At 59.0% G+C, this 21,412-nt stretch carries 11 protein-coding genes and 8 pseudogenes; 10 read left to right on the top strand and 9 right to left on the bottom strand.

What is annotated here, in order from left to right:
* Window positions 1-591 precede the first annotated feature (591 nt).
* A complete protein-coding gene (locus tag AKN84_RS38940; protein WP_050425686.1) occupies window positions 592-1,998 on the top strand; it encodes an FAD-binding oxidoreductase in 1,407 nt (468 codons plus the stop codon).
* 606 nt (window positions 1,999-2,604) lie between these two features.
* Complete coding sequence (locus AKN84_RS38930) at window positions 2,605-4,158, top strand: acetolactate synthase large subunit (RefSeq protein ID WP_050425684.1); 1,554 nt, start codon at window positions 2,605-2,607, stop codon at window positions 4,156-4,158.
* Between the two features lie 456 nt (window positions 4,159-4,614).
* Here the strand turns inward: AKN84_RS38930 and AKN84_RS46685 are convergent.
* Window positions 4,615-4,833: pseudogene (locus tag AKN84_RS46685) on the bottom strand (transposase domain-containing protein); the annotation flags it as partial.
* 131 nt (window positions 4,834-4,964) lie between these two features.
* On the opposite strand from AKN84_RS46685, the gene AKN84_RS38925 reads away from it, so the two are divergent.
* Complete coding sequence (locus tag AKN84_RS38925) at window positions 4,965-6,446, top strand: IS4 family transposase (RefSeq protein ID WP_244485715.1); 1,482 nt, start codon at window positions 4,965-4,967, stop codon at window positions 6,444-6,446.
* Window positions 6,447-6,466: 20 nt separating this feature from the next.
* On the opposite strand, the pseudogene tnpC reads toward AKN84_RS38925, so the two are convergent.
* The 3 genes and pseudogenes from tnpC to AKN84_RS38910 form a co-directional block, all read right to left on the bottom strand.
* Window positions 6,467-7,848 (bottom strand): annotated as a pseudogene (tnpC, locus tag AKN84_RS38920) (IS66 family transposase); the annotation flags it as partial.
* Window positions 7,849-7,922: 74 nt separating this feature from the next.
* Window positions 7,923-8,252 (bottom strand): IS66 family insertion sequence element accessory protein TnpB, encoded by a 330-nt coding sequence (gene tnpB, locus AKN84_RS38915; RefSeq protein WP_202814728.1) that lies wholly within the window; start codon window positions 8,250-8,252, stop codon window positions 7,923-7,925.
* A gap of 11 nt (window positions 8,253-8,263) precedes the next feature.
* A pseudogene (locus AKN84_RS38910) lies at window positions 8,264-8,539 on the bottom strand (transposase); the annotation flags it as partial.
* A gap of 856 nt (window positions 8,540-9,395) precedes the next feature.
* Between AKN84_RS38910 and AKN84_RS38905 the strand changes: the two are divergent.
* From AKN84_RS38905 to AKN84_RS50160, 4 genes and pseudogenes are all read left to right on the top strand, one after another.
* The gene (locus tag AKN84_RS38905; protein ID WP_050425682.1) at window positions 9,396-10,928 is read left to right on the top strand and encodes a porin; all 1,533 of its coding nucleotides are present in this window, start codon (window positions 9,396-9,398) and stop codon (window positions 10,926-10,928) included.
* A gap of 818 nt (window positions 10,929-11,746) precedes the next feature.
* Window positions 11,747-12,747: pseudogene (locus tag AKN84_RS46680) on the top strand (Mu transposase domain-containing protein).
* Entirely contained in the window at window positions 12,744-13,298 is a 555-nt protein-coding gene (locus tag AKN84_RS38895) for an ATP-binding protein (protein ID WP_283805575.1), read from the top strand. Before AKN84_RS46680 ends, AKN84_RS38895 begins: the two are co-directional and overlap by 4 nt.
* Before the next feature lie 35 nt (window positions 13,299-13,333).
* Complete coding sequence (locus tag AKN84_RS50160) at window positions 13,334-13,477, top strand: ATP-binding protein (RefSeq protein WP_283805574.1); 144 nt, start codon at window positions 13,334-13,336, stop codon at window positions 13,475-13,477.
* A 384-nt stretch (window positions 13,478-13,861) separates the two neighbouring features.
* On the opposite strand, the pseudogene AKN84_RS47895 reads toward AKN84_RS50160, so the two are convergent.
* A pseudogene (locus AKN84_RS47895) lies at window positions 13,862-14,232 on the bottom strand (IS630 family transposase); the annotation flags it as partial.
* A 451-nt stretch (window positions 14,233-14,683) separates the two neighbouring features.
* On the opposite strand from AKN84_RS47895, the gene AKN84_RS38885 reads away from it, so the two are divergent.
* Complete coding sequence (locus AKN84_RS38885; RefSeq protein ID WP_128971547.1) at window positions 14,684-15,625, top strand: HpcH/HpaI aldolase/citrate lyase family protein; 942 nt, start codon at window positions 14,684-14,686, stop codon at window positions 15,623-15,625.
* A 324-nt stretch (window positions 15,626-15,949) separates the two neighbouring features.
* On the opposite strand, the pseudogene AKN84_RS46665 reads toward AKN84_RS38885, so the two are convergent.
* Window positions 15,950-17,033, bottom strand: a pseudogene (locus AKN84_RS46665) (IS630 family transposase); the annotation flags it as partial.
* A gap of 182 nt (window positions 17,034-17,215) precedes the next feature.
* Here AKN84_RS46665 and AKN84_RS49610 point away from each other — a divergent pair.
* A complete protein-coding gene (locus AKN84_RS49610; RefSeq protein WP_244485714.1) occupies window positions 17,216-17,398 on the top strand; it encodes a hypothetical protein in 183 nt (60 codons plus the stop codon).
* Here AKN84_RS49610 and AKN84_RS50895 read toward each other — a convergent pair.
* The 3 genes and pseudogenes from AKN84_RS50895 to AKN84_RS50890 form a co-directional block, all read right to left on the bottom strand.
* Entirely contained in the window at window positions 17,385-17,918 is a 534-nt protein-coding gene (locus tag AKN84_RS50895; RefSeq protein WP_157863383.1) for a hypothetical protein, read from the bottom strand. The two genes, AKN84_RS49610 and AKN84_RS50895, sit on opposite strands and share 14 nt — an antisense overlap.
* Before the next feature lie 213 nt (window positions 17,919-18,131).
* Entirely contained in the window at window positions 18,132-19,568 is a 1,437-nt protein-coding gene (locus AKN84_RS38870; protein WP_050425676.1) for an MATE family efflux transporter, read from the bottom strand.
* Between the two features lie 614 nt (window positions 19,569-20,182).
* A pseudogene (locus AKN84_RS50890) lies at window positions 20,183-20,607 on the bottom strand (hypothetical protein); the annotation flags it as partial.
* Between AKN84_RS50890 and AKN84_RS46645 the strand changes: the two are divergent.
* Window positions 20,606-20,900: pseudogene (locus tag AKN84_RS46645) on the top strand (transposase); the annotation flags it as partial. The pseudogenes AKN84_RS50890 and AKN84_RS46645 overlap by 2 nt on opposite strands.
* Window positions 20,901-21,412: the final 512 nt, after the last annotated feature.

The raw sequence follows: 21,412 nt of genomic DNA, 5'->3' as shown, positions 1-21,412 counted from the left end.
GGCCCTCGAAAAATGAGGCGTTCCAAACCTGCGCTTGGATCGATTAGGTAGAACTCTCCGTCGCACGATTTCAGAGTTTAGTAGCGTTTTGGGATGCCGACCTTCCCAATTGGTGGTGCGCCGATACAAGTGGGCCTCAAGTCATCGCTGATGCAAGCAAAGTTCGGCAGCGCGATCACTGTGAGCGTAGCGATTTCAGTTCTCTCAGGATACTAGAGCGAGAGTCTATAACTTATGAAGATCGCGATCGTTCTCGATGCCGGGATCGTCGAGGTGACAACGACCGCACACTTTCAACAGCGAGGCTCGTCCGTTGCGCTGCTAAACCGAAAGGAGCGGGCCGCGAAACGAACTCTGGCAACGCAGGTTGCATCTAGAGCGTGGCGTTACGGCCGTCTCCGATGCCGTACGTTCGGCGTGAATTCTGGAAACTCGGGACCGGTCGCACTACCGATGTGCGTTGTTGCCTTGTTACTCTGCTTACTAGGCCGCCCGCTCATACGCTGTTGGTAGCACTCATTCCCTCGACGGCACGCCCGACTTTCGCCGGGCTTAGGTTTTCGTATGCGCAAAAGATTGGCGGAATCACTTATGCAAAACACAGCCCAAGTTGGAGCGTTAGAGGGCACCCTTAGTGCTCTAAGGGCAGAGCTACGATCGCAACCCGTACTTGCGGGTACCGACGTGCCGCCTCGCAATTCCAAGGACTGGAACAACCTCCCGCAGTTTCCACTTGCCGTCGTGCGGCCTCTCAATGCGATAGAGGTTGCTGAAGTCGTCCTGGCATGCCGCAAGCTTGGATTGCCGTTTGTCGCACAAGGAGGAATGACAGGGTTGTGCGGCGGCGCCGTAGCCGCACCTGGCTGGGTTGCCATTTCGCTGGAGCGCATGGTTGGCATTGAGGAGGTCGATCGGGCCGCTGGCACCATGACCGTCGCCGCCGGGACTGCACTTGAAACCGTCCAGAATGCTGCTGACGAAGCCGGTCTATTCTTTCCCCTAGATGTTGGCTCGAGAGGTTCGTGCTCCATCGGCGGCAACCTTTCAACCAATGCTGGTGGCAATCGCGTTATTCGGTACGGGATGGCGCGCGATTTGGTATTGGGCGTTGAAGTCGTTCTGCCTGATGGCACGATCATCACAAGCCTCAACAAGTTGCTCAAGAACAATGCTGGTTATGATCTCAAGCAGCTGTTCATCGGGTCAGAGGGCACCCTCGGAATTATAACACGAGCGGTTCTGCGCCTCTTTCCGAAGCCTCGTTCCAACACTGTGGCGCTCTGTCGCCTTGCGGACTATCAATCTGTAGTAGCGCTTCTTCATTCGGCGCGGGATAGCCTTGGGCCTCAACTTTCAGCGTTCGAGGTTATGTGGTCGGACTTTTGGACGGCGAATACGACGTTCGGAGGGGTGCGTCCTCCTTTAGCTGACGGCCCAGGCTATTTTGTCTTAGTCGAGGCGCAGGGGACAGACGAAGTTGTTGACCGACCTCGCTTTGAAGCTTGGCTCGGAGGGGTGATGGACTCAGGTCTAGTTGCCGATGCCACGCTCGCCCAATCGTTGGCCCAGGTCCAACACCTGTGGGCCGCACGCGAAGCTGCCGAACTCGGCAAGGCGATTGGTCCTCGCAGCAACTATGACATTGGGCTTCCACTTGCACGGATGGACGAGTTTGCGAGTATCTGCAAAGCTACTCTGTCGGCGGAGATTCCCGGGTGTGAGAGCATTTACTTCGGCCACATCGCTGACGGTAACTTGCATTTGGTCGCTTGGATGCCTGGACAGTCGCTTGAAACGCAGCCCAAATGCACCATTGATCGGATCGTATATGGCCTTGTAAGGAAGATGGACGGGAGTATTTCCGCTGAGCATGGCATTGGTACCTCCAAGAAGCAGTGGCTCGGCCATGCACGAAGTGAACAAGAGATCGCGCTCATGAGGAAACTGAAGGCCGCGCTTGATCCTGACAATCTACTGAATCCGGGAAAAATCCTCTAAATTACCGAAATTAGAGGGGCGCGAGCGGGAGTCATCGCGGCTTTTCCGCATCACGTTCCCGCATTAGAGAGAAGTCGTTGCGGCGTCGACACATCTAACCCATGCGCTGCCCGACCCGAGCGCACGTCCATTATAAATTGTTCGGTAACGAAGAAAAGATCCATTTTCCCCTGATCGCGCGCTGCATCGATCCGCTTGTCCGGTTCGTCAGCGTGAGGCGAAAGCGGCTTGTCGTTTGCCGAGTGTACACGCAGGCTATGACGCGCACTCACGAGGGTCTCAGCATCCACTTCGCGCTGATCCAGGTTGCCTCGGCAAGCGTTGAACTCATCAAAGGTATGCTCGATTCTGCAGAATTTATTCGATCCGGGCCGATTTTTGACAGCCTTTATGCGTTGGTAGAAGTTACCTCTCGTTAGGCGCGAAGTTGACGCTGCGGGGATACGGTATGTAGGCCGCCGCGTCAGCCGGCCACCCGCATGGCGGTGGAGATCCAGTTAGAGCGCTTGCCGAGTTCAGCAGGCGTAGCTTCGATGCCGCGCCCTCTAACACGTCGCGCGAGGCTAAGGTTGAATCGCTGGGGGACAGCGAACAGGAGTATGGTGAATGAACGGTGCGGAAAGTCTGGTGCGAACCCTGGTGAATGGCGGTGTCGATGTTTGCTTCACTAATCCAGGTACCTCCGAGATGCACTTTGTCGCGGCGCTCGACCGCGTTCCGGGCATGCGCTGCGTGCTCGGCCTGTTCGAAGGCGTGGTGACCGGCGCGGCCGACGGCTATTTCCGCATGAAGGGAACGCCGGCCTCGACGCTGCTGCATCTCGGGCCCGGCCTCGCCAACGGACTTGCAAACCTGCACAACGCCAAGAAGGCGCATTCCGGCGTCGTCAACATCGTCGGCCAACACGCCGGCTACCACATCGGCTACAACGCGCCACTCACCTCCGATATCGAGGGCCTGGCGCGGCCGATGTCGTCTTGGGTGCGGACCTCGCCGGATGCCAAGTCGGTCGCCGCCGATGGCGCCGCGGCAATTGCCGCCGCCATGGGCTCGCCGGCGGAGATCGCGACCCTGATCCTTCCCGCCGATACCGCCTGGAACAAGGCCGACGGCATCGCCGACGTGCCGGCCAAGGAACAGCGCCCGTCCTATTCGCCGCAGGCGGTCGAGCTTGCTGCCAATATCCTCCGCAATGACGGCAGCCAAACGCTGCTCTTGATGGTCGGCAGCGCGCTGACCGAGCAGGGCCTCGCGCTGGCGCAGCGCATCGCGGGGAAGACTGGATGCCAGGTGATGGGCCCGACGTTCCGTCCGCGCATGGCGCGCGGCCGTGGCCGCTTCTCGATCGACCGCATTCCCTATGTGATTGACCAGGCGCTGCCGCGGTTGAAGGATGTCCGTCACATCATCTTGGTCGAAGCCAACGATCCCGTGGCGTTCTTCGCCTATCCGAACAAGCCGAGCCTTTTGAAGCCCGAGGGCTGCGAGGTTCATCGCATGACTCATTGGGGGGAGAACTCGGTCTCGGCTCTGGAGGCGTTGGCAGGCGCGCTGCATGCTACTTCGCGCGACGTCAAGCTGCAAAAACCCCAGGAACTGGTTAAGCCGACCGGCGCGCTCAATTTCACCACCATCGCTCAGGCGATTGCGTATGCGATCCCCGAGAATGCAATCGTGGTCGATGAATCGCTCACCACGGGGCGCGGCTTCTTCCCGCCGACTGCAGCCGCGGCACCGCACGACTGGATCCAGAACATGGGCGGTTCGATCGGCTTCTCGACGCCGCTCTCGATCGGCGCGGCCATCGCCTGTCCAGACCGTAAGGTGATGTGCATGGTCGGCGATGGCAGCGCGATGTACACAATCCAGTCGCTTTGGACGCAGGCGCGCGAAAGTCTCGACATCGTCACGATTGTTTTCGCCAACCGCATCTACCAAATCCTGCGCGGCGAGTTCGATGGCGTCGGCGCCGGCGAGCCGGGTCAGCGCGCGACCGACATGCTCAGGATCGATCGTCCGACCCTCGATTTCGTGGCGCTGGCGAAGGGCATGGGCGTGCCTGGCCGCGCCGTCACCACCGCCGACGAGTTTAACAAGGCGCTGGCCGAAGCTGTCGCTGAGCGTGGGCCTCGGCTGATCGAAGTGCAGATGTACCGGTAGCTGAAGGTCTCGAGCCATTCGAAGACAAAGATCGGCACTGCAATAGCGGCACTGCGGCGGAGTGTGGTCGCGACCCACTATATGATTTTGGCCAACTTGTCCGGATAATACCAAGCTGGCCACTCAGCACGAGCTGATCAGGCCGGACACTGATTGAGTTCTGTACGATTCGCGAAGTCCGTGCTCGCCGCATTTGCAGCATCTGCTAGCGTCTATTGTTTCGATGCTGCTTGTTCGCGAAGACTAGCCCCACTTTGGCAGATTTATGTGCCCGGGGCATTTACGGATTCGTCTTTAGCAATTGGTGTTTCACTGACCAGGTTCGCTCAGGACGGCCGCAGCAATCGGTAGCAGTTGCTCTCGATTCCAGCTCACATGACGCCTGGCGCTTTACGCGCGCACAACTAAACGTCAGCGCTTCGTCGCGTGAAATGCGTAAGCGGCAAGCTGAGGCCGTCAGGCGGCGTGGTTCCATGGCATAAGCGCGTCGAGTTTGCTGCTCGGCCAACCGTTGGCGATACGCTGAAGCGTTACGACGAGCCAGGCGAACGGATCGACGTTGTTCATCTTCGCCGTCTGCAGCAGTGTTGCGATAGTCGCCCAGGTTTGTCCGCCGCCGTCGCTGCCAGCGAAGAGACCATTCCTTCTCGTAATTGTTTGTGGCCTGATGGGTACGCATACGACGAAGCTTTCAATTACCCACAAGTTATTGAATCATTTGTAGTGTTCCGAATTCAAAAACTTGAATCGGATGAATCGGTTGTGATTCATTGCTGAGCACCTGAATCGCAGTGGCGAGGTGCATCATGCGTCCGAGCAGCGTCAGATCACATGGTCTGGCTTTCCGGAACACGCGCCGAGATGGCGCCGACGAGGTTGAGCATTGGACAATACGCGAGGTTGACGAAAGCGCTTTCAAAGACGTCCGCCTTGGTCGACGATTTGGCGAACTGTTGAAGCAGATCGGCGGCAGCATGGGCGAGAGCATTCCGTTTGCTTGTCAGGATTGGGCGAGCACGAAAGCGGCTTACCGCTTCCTCGCGAACGAACGCGTTGAGGAAGGCGATATTCTAAGCGGGCACTTCGCGGCAACACGCGCGCGTTACGATCACAGCAAGGGCCCAATCCTTCTCATCCAGGACACGACAGATTTGTCCTATCAACGTGCAAACCCACACGGGATCGGTATCACCAAGAATGTCAATTCCGGCCGGGACAAAGACGGTCGTTGGCGCCCACATACAGTCTGCGGAATGCTGATGCATACGAGCCTTGCAGTGACGGCCGAAGGCCTTCCGCTGGGATTGTCGGCCGTAAAGTTCTGGACGCGGAAGAAGTTCAGAGGCATCGCGCAACTCAAAAAGAGGGTCAATCTAACCCGCCTTCCGATCGAGAAGAAGGAGAGCATCCGCTGGCTTGAGAATCTTAGGCAATCGATCGAACGACTCGGTGATCCACAGCGCTGCATCCACGTCGCGGATCGCGAAAGCGATATCTACGAGCTGTACTGTCTCACACAGGAGTTGGGCGCTCACTTTATCGTTCGCGCTTGTGTTGACCGGCTTGCGGGGGATGGCGGACACACGATCGCAACCGAAATGGAGGAGACCAACGTCAGAGGCCTGCATCACATCGAACTTCGAAACGACCGCGGTGAGATGACGAAAGCCGCTTTAGAAATCAAGTTCAAGCGAATCAAGATCTTGCCCCCGATTGGCAAGCAGAAACGCTATCCTGGACTCAACCCGACTGTCATCCATGCGAGCGAACGCGGAGCTCCAAGAGGCCGGAAGCCGATCGAGTGGAAATTGATGACGGATCTGCCGGTGCACGGACGCTCCGAGGCGATCGAGAAGATTAACTGGTACGCTCTGCGATGGAAAATTGAGGTGTTCCACAAGATTCTGAAGTCGGGTTGCAGGGCCGAAGACTCGAAACTGCGCACGGCCGATCGTCTCGCCAACCTGATGGCAGTCTTCTGCATTCTTAGTTGGCGCGTTCTTTGGCTGACTATGCTGAACCGCACAAATCCCAACGCATCACCGACGACGGCGTTCACAGGCATCGAAATCGCCTTGCTCGACGCACTCGTAAAAGGAGTCGGCAGCCGGCGATGCCATACAGCGACTCTCGGTTATTACCTCACCAAGCTCGCGCGACTCGGCGGCTATCTGGCCAGACGCAGCGATCCGCCGCCCGGAAACACTGTCATTTGGCGCGGTCTATCAAAGCTGACCGACATCGAACTCGGCGCTGAACTCAGCGTGACCGGAAATGTGGGTAATTGAAAGCTTTAACGGAGGGATACCCTGATGGCGCGTTCGACGATGTTGGAGTCGAGCTCGATGCGGCCGTCGGCCAGGAAGCGCTCGAAGATGGCGCGGCGCGAGACGGCATAGCGGATCGCCTCAGCCAGTTTTGATTTGCCGGAGATCCGTCGCAAGGTCTGCTGCCAGAGGTCGAAGAGATCTGCGACGATCGCCGCGGAGGCTTGCTGGCGCGCGGCGACGCGTGCGTCGGGGCTTTGACCGCGCACGGTCTTCTCGACCTGCCAAAGCTTCGCCATCCGCTCGACCGTCGCCGTTGCCACTTCTGAGCTCCCTGCAACATGTAACTCGTAGAACTTGCGCCGGCAGTGTGACCAGCAGCCAGCCAATGTGATGCCATCATTGCCGCGATAGGATCGCGCGAGCTTGTTATAGGCGGCATAGCCATCCACCTGCAGGATGCCGCGATAACCATTGAGGTGCCGGACCGCGCATTCGCCGGAGCGGCTGTCTTCGAAGCGATAAGCCACCATCGGGGGACCGTCGCGGCCAAACGTTCGGTCATCCCTGGCATAGGCCCACAAATAGGCCGTTTTCGTCGATCCGGAGCCCGGAGCGAGCGTCGGCAAAGTGGTTTCGTCGGCAAAGACCCGTTCGGCCTTCTTGACCTCGCTGAAGATGTAGTCGGCCAGGATCTCCAGCTCGAAGCCGAGCTTGCCCATTGCGCCATCAACTGGCGGTCGAGCTCGACCTTGTCGCGGGCGTAGATCGCTTCCTGCCGGTAGAGCGGCAGGCCATCGGCGTATTTGGCGACGGCGATCTGGGCCAGAAGCGCTTCCGTCGGAATGCCTCCTTCAACGATATGGGCCGGGGCCGGCGCCTGGAGGACGCCGTCCGCGTTCTTGAAGGCATACTTGGGGCGGCGGGTGACGATCACACGGAACTTCGCCGGCACCACATCAAGACGCTCCGACACGTCCTCGCCGATCAGCGCCTTCTGCTTGCCAGCATGCTCAGCCAGTTCTTCCGGCTCAATGACGGTTTCGATCCGTTCCAGATGGGGCGCAAAGCCCTTGCGCCGACGAGGCGCGCGCTTGCTGTCCGCTTGCTCACGGCCCTTGCTGACGTGGGCCTTGATCGCAGCGATGCCGGTCTCGATTTCCTCGAAGACGAAGGCCTGCTGATCATCGTCGTCGCTCGCAGAGCCGAGCTTTTCCGATCGTCGGCCGGACCGGGCGCGGTCGAAGGCCTTCAGGATCTGCGTCAGCCGCTCGATCCGCGCATCGGCATCGGCGTTGCACGCCTTGAGATCGGCGACCTCGCTCCCCAGAGCATCGGCGCAGGCCGCCTTCTCGGCCATGGCAAGCACCATGGCTTTCAACATCTCTACGTCATTCGGGAGGTTGAGATCGGGCGGCGACATTGACCCGACCAGAGCACATTTTGCTCCGTTTCTCTTGCCCTTTCAGGCCACTGATTCACTTCGCCGCAGTGCTTTTACCCAACAATCTCTGGCGGCTTGACCGCCACGGTCCGGACCCGTTTCCAATCCATCCCATCCACCAGCGCCATCAACTGCGCGGGGTTCATCTGCACCCGATGATGCCCGATCCGCGGCCAGCAAAACTTCGCCTTTTCAAGGCGTTTTAAATAGAGGCACACGCCGGACCCGTCCCACCACACGATCTTTATTCTGTCGGCTCCTTTGGCCCGGAACACATACAGCGCACCATCGAACGGATCTGAGCCGGCATCCCGCACAAGCGCAACAAGGCCATCGATACCCTTGCGGAAGTCGACTGGATGGCTGGCGAGGAACACCTTCACACCAGAGGGGATCATGCCGAACGGACCGCCCGGAGCACCCGCTGCAAGTGCGCCTCGTCGACATCCGCGCCGACGCGCACGATGACCTCGCCAATGGCAATCTCGATCACCGCGCCCGCCACCGACGCCACCACACCGTCGCAACTCGAGTGCCGCGAGCGATAACGCCGCTCGGCCCGAACGTCACGGCGCCAGGCGAACAGCTGCGACGGGTGAATGCCGATCCGGCGGGCGATCGCCGAGACGCTCGCGCCAGGCTCCAGCGCCTCCGTCACAACTTGCGCCTTGAACTCGTCCGATCAGCGTCGACGAAGCTGCCGCGGCGCTTCCTCAAGACGGTCGGCGACCGCTTCGATCATATGGAAGGTTCTAGTTCCAGAACTAGGCGCAGACATAGAAGCTCACATCGGCTCACAAACTCAGCAGCCGATAGCCGATCGCTTACCCACTCCGCCAGACGGGGTCTCTTTGCCGCTTACTGAAATGCTGCGATTCTGCCGCTTAAATGTGGAATTTCGGAACTGCATGGGGCAACCCATATAGCTTCACCATTGGACGGCATTACTACTAGTTTCAGGCACGAGGCTGACCATACGCCTATGCCGAAGGTCACTCGGCCGGAAGTTGTCTCGATGGGCGTTCGGCGCCAGTTAATTGGCTCGACGACCGGCCTGATCTCGATCTGACAGGCCTTGTTATCATTGATGAGGTCTGGGGCTTCGACCGGCATGGGCGCGTCAGGCTATGATTAGGGGTCGGGAGGTTCGGTAACTGTTCTGACGTCCGGTGTACTTGCTTGGGTATTCCTAGCCGCAAGCGCGAACCGTGCATAACCTGACATAGTGGTTGGTCGAGCATGCGCCTCAGCGTCAAGGGGGATCGGAACGCAGACAAACCTCGTTACCGGCAATAATCGCAATCTTCGCCGCCATAGCGCTGAAATGGGCGAGTCTCGTCAGACGATCTGGGACACATGTCTTCGTTCTGTCACGCGGTTCGTCTCGCCCGACGGGTCGAGAACCTTCGAATCCAGAAATTTTCTGCAGAATTGCGGCCGTGTAGGCCTTACAATAGCGAATACCTGCTTTGAACGCCCCTAAGATTCTTGAGCGGAGGGGAGAATCCGCTCCAAGGGGGACATCCATGAATATTGCGAAGAGAGTAATTCTCGGCACTGCGGCGATATTAGCGGGAGCTGGAGCGCACGCAGCAGATCTTCCAGTGAAGACGAAGCCTATTGAATACGTGAAGATTTGCTCGCTGTACGGTCCCGGATTCTACTACATTCCGGGCACTGACACCTGCATCAAGCTGAGTGGTTACCTGCGCGCTGCACTCAGCGTGGCCGCTAACTCGTACGCTTATCCCGCGGACAGCGGTTTGGGTGGCGCACGAAACCGGCTTAGTAACGGCTATACATGGCGTGCACGTGAGGGTTTGAACATCGACACGCGCACTGCCACCGAGTATGGAATGCTTCGCACCTATTTCCAAGGCGTTTTTAGTTGGACATCAGGGGGCTATAGCGGAGCGGGCAACGGTTCAACCGTTTACGCGTCACTCGGTGGTGTTCAGGCGCCGAACAACGCCAACCCTGGTGCCGTCGCGGCCGGTACACTCGGTGTGTACGATGCGTTCATTCAGTTTGCTGGCTTCACGATCGGTCATGCGCAGTCGCAATTCTCCGCGCCATGGGCCGACTATCCGGGCAACTGGTATGAACTAGTGGGTGCCGGCGGCTGGGAGCGTGTGAATCAATTCACCTACACCGCCGACTTCGGCCAAGGGGTCACGCTCTCCCTGTCGGCCCAGGATCAGGTAGCGAACTACACGAGCAACATCTGGAACGTCAGCGCTGCGACTCCCGCAGGTCTCGCAGCTGGTTCATACGGCGGCAACGACATCGCTGGAACGATCGCACCAGACCTTGTCGCCATGCTCCGCGTTGATCAGCCTTGGGGCCTCTTCCAAGCGTCGTTTGCGGCTCACGATAACCATGCGGCCTACTATGGTGCAACCGAACTTACTGGCCATCCGGATGATAAGTGGGGCTGGGCGGGTCAACTGGCGTTGTCGATCAAGAATATCCCGACAGGTCCGGGCGACACGATTAACATGTCGGGTGTGTACGCGAAGGGGGCGAGTCGCTATGCGTTCAATAGCTATATTTCGTCGTCAATCGCGATGTATAGTGGCACGAGTTTGGCGCGAGCTTACCAGAGCGTCGGGCTGGCGGGCCTTTCTGACTCCGTGTTCGCTACAGGCTCTGGCCAGGAGTTGACCACCACCTCCGGTTTCCAGGGCGCTTACACTCACAATTGGGATCCGCACTGGGCTACTGCCATCTACGGTGGATTGGCCGCTGTGCGCTACAACGGCACAGCGAAGGGCTACATCTGTAACGCGGTCGTAACAGGCCTTGCTTTGTCGAGTGGGGTGGCTGGCTGCAATCCCGATTTCAACTATGCGAGCGTCGGTACATACACCTCCTGGACTCCGGTCAAGAATCTTACCTTCTTGGCGGAACTCAACTACACGATGTTGGACCAGAAGTATGCAGACGGAAGTACTGTGACGCTCCCGCTGCAAGCCGGTACGGCGAAGCCTGGCGCTGCGTATGAACTGAAAAACCAGAATAGCCTCACGATGCTGCTCCAGGCCCAGCGCAATTGGTGAGGCTCCCTGCAAGCCATTCAACGGAGAAAAGGAACGGCTCTAAGGATTTGGTTTTAACCTCCGCATAGCCCCCGGGATGCCCCCCGGGGGCTCATTGCGTCTTCAACGCGCGATCGGGATCGCGCGCCAAACTTCAGCAAGTCCCTGCGAGCCGAGAGTTCACAAGCAGCGAGTGAGTACGGACAGTGTATGAGACTACGGCCGCGCATCAATCGGCCGCTCGATTTTTGGCTGTCAAGCTTACGTTTCTGAAATCGCCCATACCACGACGATGGGGCGCTCGCGCCGTCCCAGCTGATGAGGGCTGCGGAGACGAGGCGAGGGCGACTGAATATCGTCTGTCAGCCGGGCACTTGGACTCGATTTCTTCGTTACGGGCAATGTTTCCTTCCACGGTCACGGTGGCGCCTCAATGACATTCGGATCGTCAGCCTTGATTTCACAGCGCAATCGAACGCGGCCCCACCAGCTGATGGACCGAGACTATCGCAACCAGCGTTGCCGTGGGCCATAGCTGAACCGTCTAAGACCGGCCACTGAATTTCGCAAGTACACGATCAGCGGTTTTGCCTGCCCGCAATCGAACGATGTGCCATCGATCCACAGGTGCTGGAGAATGGCGACGATTTTGCGGTGTTGGCGACATTCTATCATCGCAACCCGCCTGGATGGATATCGCCGTCTCAAGCCGGTCTGAACCGACGCTCTTATACGCTAGCCCTCTACTTCCGGGACAAGGATTCCGCTAAATCGCGAACAGTTGTGAAGGTTGGCCGTACGGGCAATGTCCTCTCTCAAGCTGAGTTTGAGAGGGGGCAATGCCGAGACCGAAGCAAGCGAAACGGACAACTGTGAAGGACCTTCGATCGATCCTGAGGCTAACATATGTGCAAGACCTGTCGGTCCGGGCCATCTCGGAACGGCTGCAGATCAGCAAGACCTCGGTTGCCACCTACCTGCTGCGGGCTCGCGAAGCCGGCTTAAGCTGGCCGCTGCAGCCGATTTATGAGAGCGAGGCGACGTTGCCGCGGCCTGTTCCGGCGGCTCGGACGGCCGCCCCAGGACTTGAGGGAGCCCGAGTGGCCGCGCGTTGCGCAGGAACTAAAGCGCAAAGGCGTGACGCTGATGCTGCTGTGGCAGGAATACCGAACGGCGCATCCTGACGGCTATGGCTTTACTTAGTTCGAGGAGCAGAACAGCCGGCCGATGCGCCATGTCGGGAAATCCCGCCGCCAGCTGTTCGAGGAGATCCGCCTTGGCGCCGCTGCCGAGCGAGGCGTTCGAATACGCCGAATGGAAAACGGCCAAGGTGCATCCCGATTATCACGTCGAGGTCGACAAGACTTTTTACTCGGTGCCACACCGGCTGATCGGCGGTCAAGTGGGACGTCCGGCTTACCTATCGGGCTGTCGAGATCTTCCAGGATCACACGCGTGTCGCCAGCCATGTGCGCCGCTCCCAGCGCGGCGGTCATGTAAACGAGCACATGTCCCAGACCCATTACGCCAATATGACGCCAGCGAGCCTGATCAAGATGGCGGTCCGGATTGGCGTCAACGCCGCCACGCTGGTCGATGCGTGAGCGCCGTATCCCGAGCAGCGTTATCGTTCCGCCATGGGCATCATCGCCTTGACGCGGCGTTATGAGCGGATCGGCCGGAAGCAGCCTGCGAGAGGGCGCTCGCCATCAACGCGATCAGCTACTCCTCCGTGAGCGCGATCCTCAGGTCGGGGCTTGACCGCGCGAGTCCTGCCACCAAACCCGTCAAAGCCACGCCCGCCCACGCCAACATCCGTGGCGGGGCCTACTATCAATGAAGGAAAGGACCATCGGAATAGCGGCTGCCTACCGGCAATTGGCCGAACAGGACAATGCCGCCGATCTCAGCCGGGAGGAGTGGCTTGGTCTGATGCTCGATCGCGAAGTCGCCACGCGTGCCGACAAACGCCTGACCAACCGCGTGGCCGCAGCAAAGCTGCGCGTCGTCGACGCCTGTATCGAAGATATCGACTTCGCGTCTCGCCGCCGGCTCGATCGGCGTAACACCCTGCAGCTGGCGCAAGGCGCTTGGCTCAAAGCCCATGAGACCCTCATCGTCACCGGCCAGACCGGTACCGGCAAAACCTGGCTGGCCTGTGCCTTCGGACGTCAGGCTCGATCATTCCGTCCTCTACTTGCGCATGCCACGCCTGTTCGAAGACCTCGCCATGCTCGCCTCGACGGTCGCTCTCCACGTCTGATCGATAACCTCGCGCGCGTCCAGTTGCTCATCGTGGATGATTGGGGCACTCACACCCTCAATGGCCAGCGGCGCCCTCGATCTCCTGGAAATCTTCGAAGAGCGCTACAGGCAGCAAATCCACCCTGATCACGGCCCAGCTGCCGTTGGGAAATGGCAATGACATGATCGGAGAACCCACCATCGCCGACGCAATCCTCGACCGGATCATCCACTATGCGCACCGCATCGCCCTCGAAGGCGACAGCATGCGGAGGAAAAAGCCGCGCCCCCCTTACCAGCGCCGAAAACAGCGAAACCAATCTTAGGTAACTTCAATCAGGCAACCGAAAGGCCGCCGCAGCAGTACTGTCCGTGATTTAGCGAAACTGCTGTCCCTCGGTTAGCGAAACCACTGTTCCGGTTTTTGCGAAATACGCACTGAGCTGCAGATTCCGATTAATGTCGGCCAGGCGTTGAACGAACCCGCTCGGCGGGAGGGCGTGGCGAGGTCGTTTGTCTGAGGGTACCTGTTTGAGAGGATTGGACCGCAAGTCCGTTCCTCTTAATACAGGAGTGCCTCATGGCCACGATGAGTCCGAGCCCGCTCCGCTGCCGCATGATCGCGGATATGACCCTGCGCAACTTGTCACCGTCGACGCAGCAATCCTATGTTTACGCGGTTGCGAACTTTAGCCGACATTTCGGCCGGTCATCGTGGTGTGGGAAAAGCCAACTTCCACGGCCATCGAACGGATCGACCAGTGCGTTGTATCAGCCGGCGTCGTCCGCAACGTCCGCTCGACCACCGCAGCAACCTGATCGTCGTTGATCGTGCAAGGGCGGCCAGGGCGGGCCTCGTCAAGCAGGCCGGTACCACGATCCTTGAAAAATCAGCGTTGCCAACGGTGTGTTCGTGGAGGCGCCGAGTTCGGCAGCCACAGACTTGCTTGGCAAGCCGTCCGGGCATCGCAGGACATCGCTCGATAGCGACTGGGCAATTCGATGACGACGAACCTGCCTCCAAGTCCGTCCGTTCCTGCTGGCGCAGCACCAACGACGCGATTGGCCAGCCTCTGTGCATTCGCCACCAGCGCTCTTCTTCAGAGGTGCCAGCGACGATCTTGCATCAGATGACCAGATGAGAATAGGTAAATGGCCAGCGCGATCCGAGCTATCAAAAGGCTCAACAGGAGGGCATCATTTTCCGACAGAGACGGCCAGCCTCCCAAAACGCTGCCGGATTTCGCCGGCAGTGTGTCAAGTCTGGGGCGGAAAGCAGGCGTACGGGTCTGCCAGCAGATGCGGTTCCTTCGGACTACTATCCGCTTATTCCAGAATGGCGGCTTCGGCACCCTCGTGCCAGCTACTTCTGCGGACCTTGATCGCGTGATGTCAGCCTACAAGGAAAGGTAGGTGCACGGGCAATCCAGATATGTAAACAACATTCAAGCTACAAGGGTCGACCCCGAGCCAGCAAGAGGCAATGACCTTGATGCGCGTTAGAAATGTGAGTTCCGCGCGAGGAAGAAATTATGCCCCAGACATTTCGAGAAGCTCGCTGGTATCGCTCGATGCTCTTCGTCCCGGGACACAAACTCGACTGGATGTTAAAGGCGCCCAAATATGGAGCGGATGCCCTAATGCTCGATCTCGAAGATTCGGTCGAGGTTACTCAGAAAGCTGGAGCTCGCAACGCGGTCGCGGCAGCTATCAAGGAGCTATGCACCGGCCCCTTCGGCCTCTTCGTTAGGCTCAATGGGTGGCGGACAGGATGTCTGCTAGACGACCTTAGTGCGGTTGTAATTGATGGCCTCGACGGCGTGGCGCTACCAAAGACTGAAGATCCAGAACAGATTGCCGCTCTGGACCTTGTACTTGGGGAATTGGAGAGGTCGCGGGGGCTGCCGGTCGGCCGAATCGAGATTTGTCCGGGCGCGGAAACTGCAGTAGCGATGTTTAGGTTCTATGAAATCTGCATGGCGTCCCAGCGAGTCAAACGGGCCGGTCTTGCTTGTGGCCCAACCGCAGGTGGAGACGCTGCTCGCTCCCTGGGTCTCAACGACGCGACCGAAGAGGGGATTTACTTCGGAGCCTATTCCGTGCTGCAAGCTCGCGCTGCGGGAATTGTGCAGGTTGAAGGTTCCATGACGGGACGATTGGATGACCTCGAGTTGGTGCGACGAATCGGCGAAAGATCCAAGCGCATGGGGGCGTCTTGGGGATCGGCTATCCATCCTAGCCACATCCCTGTGATCAACGAAATTTACTCGCCAATGCAAGGCGAAATCGACGAGGCGCGCGATATCGTCTCGGTTTTTGCAGAGGCCATTGCCCGGGGGGAGGGGGCGGTTCGGCACAAGTCAATGGTGCTGGACTATGCAATTGTTCGGACTGCCATGGACGTCCTTAAGAGGGCTCAGGCAGTCGGAATTGATGTTGGCAACATTCCAAAAGTTGAGCTCCCGCCACTTTGAGAGGGCATCGCGATGGCCGCACGCGCTGAACTGGCAATTACGACCGCAAGGGCAGGAAGTGTCGTCAATCTCGAGGAGATAGCTCGGCTGCCTTTGGCCCAGTCAGCTCACGGTCGAAAGGGGCGACTTCGCTCCCTTGACCTCATACTAAGAGGATGAACGTCGACTGTTATTTCACCTCCGCTATTAACCCCGGGTTTTCATCCGGATACACCGGAGCCAAACTCAACCCGCCAAGCCCAGAGCAAAAGCGAATTATCGCACTACCGAGGGCTTCCTAACTGCGCAAAACACACCTAGTAGCTTGTAACAGTGATTTTGACTCTTTGGCGTGCCTGGATAGGCGCGCCCCAGTTTGGCGCGAGTCTGTTGTGAACATCCAGTTGATATGGGCGTGAGCTTTGTTTTGCCGCCGCTCCCGTGCTGCGATCTCGTTTCCAAGGTGTTTTAGATCGTCGATTCGGCGGCCGAGACACTGCCCTTGGAGGAGACTGATCTCGATCTCGACCATGTTGAGCCAACTGGCGTGTTTTGGGGTGTAGTGGAACTGCAGGCGGCGCAGGATGCGGCGGGCCTCGGCGGGGGCAAAGGTCCGGTAGAGGGCGCCGGGGCATGGATCGGCAGATTGTCCTGCACAAAACGGATGCACGCGGCCTTGGGTAATAGACATCGACGAATTCGCGCATGCAGTGAGCATAATCCACGGCGGTGCGCCGTTCGGTGACCTTGCGCCAGGCCCGATGCGGATCGAACGCGACGAAGAGATTGACAGTGCCGTTGCGGCGGTACTTGTAATCGCAACGCTCGCGCTTTCCCGGTTCGGGTGGGATCGGCTGGCGCACTTCGCCGATGAGCTGGACGGGGGTTTCGCCGAAGCAGATCAGCGGTCGCTCGCGATCAGGTGCCTCAGCGTAGAGATCGAGCACATCTTCCATGCGAGCGACATATTCGTCATCGACATGGGGAATGCACCACATGTCCCTGCGCCACGGCTTCAGGTCATTATCGGCCAGCCGGCGGCGCACGGTCTCGCCTGACAGGCTGTCATGATCAGTGAGCTTGCCCATCACGTCGGCCAGCAGCGCCAGCGTCCAGCGCCTCCGACCGGCGGGCGGCTTGCCGCATGCGGTCGCCACAAGCAGGGCTTCCTCCTTGCCGTCAGCTTGCGCTCCGCACCGGGACACGGCTCCTCACGAGATTGCCTTCTACGAAGCGGCGTTTGGTCCAATAAACGGTGGAGGCGCTTACTCTGGCGGTCCGGGCAATCTCCTCGTCGCGCTGCCGATGTCGGCGCCAGCAAAATCTGGGCCCGCTTAAGTTTACGAGCGGCATGCTTGCCGCCGCTCAGCATCGCCGTAAGTTTCTCTCGCTCGGCTTGGCTCAATTCGACCCGGTACGGTACATTCATCGTTCGCCTCCCTGTCGGGGTCCGGACGAAACGATCCATGAGTCAAAAATCAGGCGCACGTTTTACTGAGAAGCAGGGCCATTATCTGGCTTTCATCTATACCTACTCGCACATGTTCGGACGCCCACCCGCCGAAGCCGACATGCAGCGTCATCGGTGTTAGCCCGCCCTCAGTCCATCGGATGATCGTCACGCTCGAGCGTAACGGCCTCGTTCGCCGTCAAGCCGACACGCCCAGAAGCATCGAAATCCTCGTGCCGCCAGAAAACTTTCCAATCCTAAGCTGGCTCCGTATCAAACCGTCAAAACTACTGTCAGGAGCCAATAGGGCCCGCCGTCCTCAAGCAAATCTTAAAGCTCGGTAGAAAAGGCGACCGGTATCAACTTCTTCAATCTCTGTTGCGCTATCTTTGTCCGATTAAAGACCCTGATGTCCGAAAGCGGACAAAAGCAGCACGGCCTTTCCACAGGGAAATTGATAGGCACGCGTGTTCTCTCAAGAAGGCCCTCATCAGATGCCGCGAGTGGCACGCCCGTTGCTGGAATGAAGAAAATGAGCCAGCGCCAAGGCTGGTGGAGATCGTTCCAGGAGTTGCCAATGAAGCTTGCCGCTTGATCCCAATGGCGGTGACAGTTGGTGCCTGGCATCGCCGAAGATTCGCCGAAGAGGCGGACATCAATGTCGCGGTTGCCGCGCACTTCACCGAGTTGAAGGAGATTACCGCAGCTTTCAAACGGAAAACCGGCAATGAGGGCGTGCTGAGCTTCGATGCAAGTGGACAGTTTCACAGACAGACCACGCAAGGCGCGCCGGTGTTTCTCGGCCGAAGTCTCCCGCCCCGAATCGCGCACGCGTTCCTTCGACAGCGGCGCTGCCTGAGCCAACTTTGCGAACCAAGCAACGGCGCGCTAACGCTGATTAGCGAGCTGGCGCTAAGACCGAAAAACGCCGGATTGAAGGGCCGCCGCAAAGTCACGGCGCCTAGAGTAGAGCTCCTATTGGGCGACCTTCTCGGACCACCGCCCCGCTGAGAGGGTGTTTGGCGACACGGAAAGCCCTAAAACTTCAAAGGACGACATCTGCAAAGGCTCGTGGGTTTACGCGGTCAAGTCTCGGCCTTGAAGAACAAGCCTGTTTGCGAGCAGCTGGAAACGCAGGACGAGGAACCCTGCGCAGACGGTCGTCCCGATTGATAAACCCATCCAGATACCAATAGCACCAAGGCCTGTCTTGAAAGCCAGCACGTAGCTAGCGGAGAAGCCGATCAGCCAGTAAGCGATGCCGGCGAATAGAAGCGGCACTCGCGTGTCTTTCAGTCCGCGCAGGCCGCCCTCCGCAATGCTCTGCGTGGCATTAGCGATAAAGAAGCTTGCACCGACCAAAAGGAGCTTTGCAGCCAGTTCGATCGTCCCGTCGGAATCGGCGACCGATTCGCCGAAAAACAATTCGGCGATCGCAAAACGCGCGGTGATCACCGCAACCGTCAGCATCGCGACGATCGAGATTCCGAGCAGGATCGCAACCAGACCTGCCTGCTTGATACCGGAGCCGTCGTTGCTGCCGACCGCATGGCCAACCCGCACGGCCGCGGCCATGCTGATGCCGGAAGAGATCATGAATAGGATCGAGGCGACGTGAAACGCGATCTGATGAGCGGCCAGTGCGCTGGTGCTGATCAGGCCTGCCAGGAGCGATGCGGCCGAAAATAGTCCGGACTGGATCAAGGAAGCGATTGAGATCGGCGTCCCGATCACGATAAGCTGCCGCAGTAAGGGCCAATCGAAGCGCCAGAAATGTGCAAACACGTGGTAGTCACGGAAAGGGTGGCGCATGGTGGCGAACCACAAACCGGCCAAAAGAGTCCCACAGTTGACTAGGCTGGTCGCAAGACCCGCCCCGAACAGTTCCAGCCGGGGCAGGCCGAATTTCCCATAGGTCAGCAGATAAACCAGCACGGCGTTGACAGGGGTGGCCGCGAGCGTGATCCACAAGACTGGCTCCGGCCGGTTGACCGCGCCCATGAAACTGCGGATAGCCAGTAAACACAGCGCCGGCGCCACGCCCCAGGCCAGTCCGAGCAGATATTGCTGGGCGAGCCACGCCGCGTGCGGCGCCTGGCCAAGTGCGAGCAGTATTTTCTCTCCGCGCAGCGCAAACGCCATGATCGGCAGCGATAGCAGCAGCGCCGCCCACAGCCCCATGCGCAGCGATCGCCGTACCACGGCTAGATTACCCGCCCCAAACGCCTGCGCCGCCAACGGTGCGATCGCCGCGAGCAGGCCCAGGCAGAAGGTAAGGCTAACGAGATAGACCCTGCCAGCCAGCGCTGCCGCAGCGACCGCCTCAGGGCTTATGCGCCCGATGAAGGCAAGATCGGTCGTCATCATCGCGACCTGCCCAAGATGCGTCAGCACCATCGGCAACGCGAGTTTCGCGGTTTCGCTGAGCTCGACGGCCAGGCGGTGGCCAGCGGCCCGTCTTGTTACTCCGTGCCGCGAAGCTGACGCCGGCTTTGTTTCGGCCATCTTGTCCATGGAAATCGTGCTGCCCGGTTGCCTCGGCGGAGGAACGATGTCTTGTTCACCGAAAGGATCCTCTTCCGGCGCTGGATTGGCGACGACCAGCGGATGCGGACTTAACCGCTTGCGACGAGGCGCGCTATTGGCTGGATCTGCCGCTGAGCCTAGCGCCTGTTCGTCTATTGACGAGACCAGCTCCGTCCCCTGGACCGAGGCTTCCGTTTCGCGTGTGTTTAGCGAAAGAAGACGCTGTAGGTGACCGGCACGAGGAACGGGTCGATCACCGCCATTGTGCAATCGGGTTTGGCGCGAACCGCGATTGCCGACGTGGTCGATCAGGATGGCAAATCGTGCGCCAGCGCGCCTGAAAGGCAACGTTAAAACCGTTCGAATTCGCACGCGACGCATACGTGAACTGAGAGGCGATAATCTTATGAGCCATAGCTGCGATTCCCTGAGCATGCGGTACTGGATGACATCTTCTCTTCAACGATCGTGCCAATTTCGTCAGCTTGATTTGTAAAGGGAAATTTGCTCAAGTAGACGTATCGTGAGCCTGACAGCATGTCGCAACTCCGACAGTCAGCATCAGAGATGCTTCATCTTAATGCCGTAGTGATTGCCTAGTCTTACAGCGTTACAAAATCAGGATGGGCCTCGATTTGGATTGCGCAGTACGGACATCTACGTAGCCGCCTAACCAATGTGCTCGCGCGACGCCGCCGCAAGGTAGCGATCGAATTTGGCAGGTGACGCTCGGTTCTGAGCGGGAGCGTCGCGAAGCTTTTGATTTGTGTGAAGCGAAAATTCTTCGAACGCGGGCCAACGAGGTCGTGACCGGAGATCGTCTCCCTTTCGGAGATCAGGAAACCGTAGGCGGCACGCATAGCGTGGCGTGGTGATGGAAGCCGCGCCGCCGCGCCCTCATGATGCCCGAGCCGACCTCCTGCTTGAGCTCTTGGTAGTCGCGTTCCATGCGCCATCTGAGCTTGGCCAAATCGACCGGGGCGCGGAAGGAAGTGTTTTCAAACGGCGTCGAGAAGCAGTGTTGGGACACGCTGCTGGCGTTCAACGACTTGCCAGCCGAGCACTGGAAACACCGGCGGACGACCAATCCCATTGAAAGCCTTTCGCTACCGTGCGCCACCGCACGATCCGACGAAGGGGTGCATGTCCAACAGGACGGCGCTCGCGATGGTCGTCAAACTGCTTGAGGCCGCGCAGAAAACTGGCCATCGTCTCGATGGCCACAACCAGTTGCCAAAACTCGTTCTTGGCGTGACATTCAACAACGGGATCGAGGTCATCGCCAAACCGACTGACCGTCAGCCCATAACCGCTGCCGCCTACCCGGCTAGGCCGTCACCAAAATTTAGCGATAGCTCCGTCCTCAATTGTCTTCGCTTCTCGACACAGAACGGGCGACTCGCCCGATCTCGGTGCGGGCGGTCACCTGGACTCCCGGGTGCCTTATAGAACTCGATCTGGCGATACCATACGGTAGGCTTGCAAGCCCTGCGTCTGGGATACCGGTGCTGGAGACACCGAACGAACTGCTCTTCGCCGATACCACGCGTTCGTCACACGCAGCAATCTCGGCTGAGCGGGCCACTCGCTTGTCAGCACCGCGCAGCGGAAATGCGATGGCGCTCCAAAACTCGGCGATCGCCTTCTCCCGCCGTTCGAGCTTGCGCCTCAGAGCGTCAATGCGCCAATCTCGCCGCGGCACGCCAGTGCAAACTCGGCGACATCGGTTACCGCCGTTGCCCCGTGATGGATCCTTCTAAGCCTCGTCAGCCTCTCGAGAGCTAGCGCTCGTAGCATGAGACGTTGACATCTGGACAGTTGGCCAATGCAAA

The organism is Bradyrhizobium tropiciagri (genome assembly GCF_001189845.1).
Taxonomy (GTDB): Bacteria; Pseudomonadota; Alphaproteobacteria; order Rhizobiales; family Xanthobacteraceae; genus Bradyrhizobium; species Bradyrhizobium tropiciagri.
Note: the sequence above shows the minus strand (reverse complement) of the source record. Positions and strands in the feature narration are given on the sequence as shown.

What these genes read in the sequence shown, in the direction of transcription:
- AKN84_RS38905 (WP_050425682.1), top strand. Translation starts at nt 9,396, where the DNA reads ATGAATATTGCGAAGAGAGTAATTCTCGGCACTGCGGCGATATTAGCG.
- AKN84_RS50160 (WP_283805574.1), top strand. Translation starts at nt 13,334, where the DNA reads ATGATCGGAGAACCCACCATCGCCGACGCAATCCTCGACCGGATCATC.
- AKN84_RS38930 (WP_050425684.1), top strand. Translation starts at nt 2,605, where the DNA reads ATGAACGGTGCGGAAAGTCTGGTGCGAACCCTGGTGAATGGCGGTGTC.
- AKN84_RS38940 (WP_050425686.1), top strand. Translation starts at nt 592, where the DNA reads ATGCAAAACACAGCCCAAGTTGGAGCGTTAGAGGGCACCCTTAGTGCT.
- AKN84_RS38895 (WP_283805575.1), top strand. Translation starts at nt 12,744, where the DNA reads ATGAAGGAAAGGACCATCGGAATAGCGGCTGCCTACCGGCAATTGGCC.
- AKN84_RS38925 (WP_244485715.1), top strand. Translation starts at nt 4,965, where the DNA reads ATGCGTCCGAGCAGCGTCAGATCACATGGTCTGGCTTTCCGGAACACG.
- AKN84_RS38885 (WP_128971547.1), top strand. Translation starts at nt 14,684, where the DNA reads ATGCCCCAGACATTTCGAGAAGCTCGCTGGTATCGCTCGATGCTCTTC.
- AKN84_RS38870 (WP_050425676.1), bottom strand. Translation starts at nt 19,568, where the DNA reads ATGGACAAGATGGCCGAAACAAAGCCGGCGTCAGCTTCGCGGCACGGA.
- AKN84_RS49610 (WP_244485714.1), top strand. Translation starts at nt 17,216, where the DNA reads ATGATCGTCACGCTCGAGCGTAACGGCCTCGTTCGCCGTCAAGCCGAC.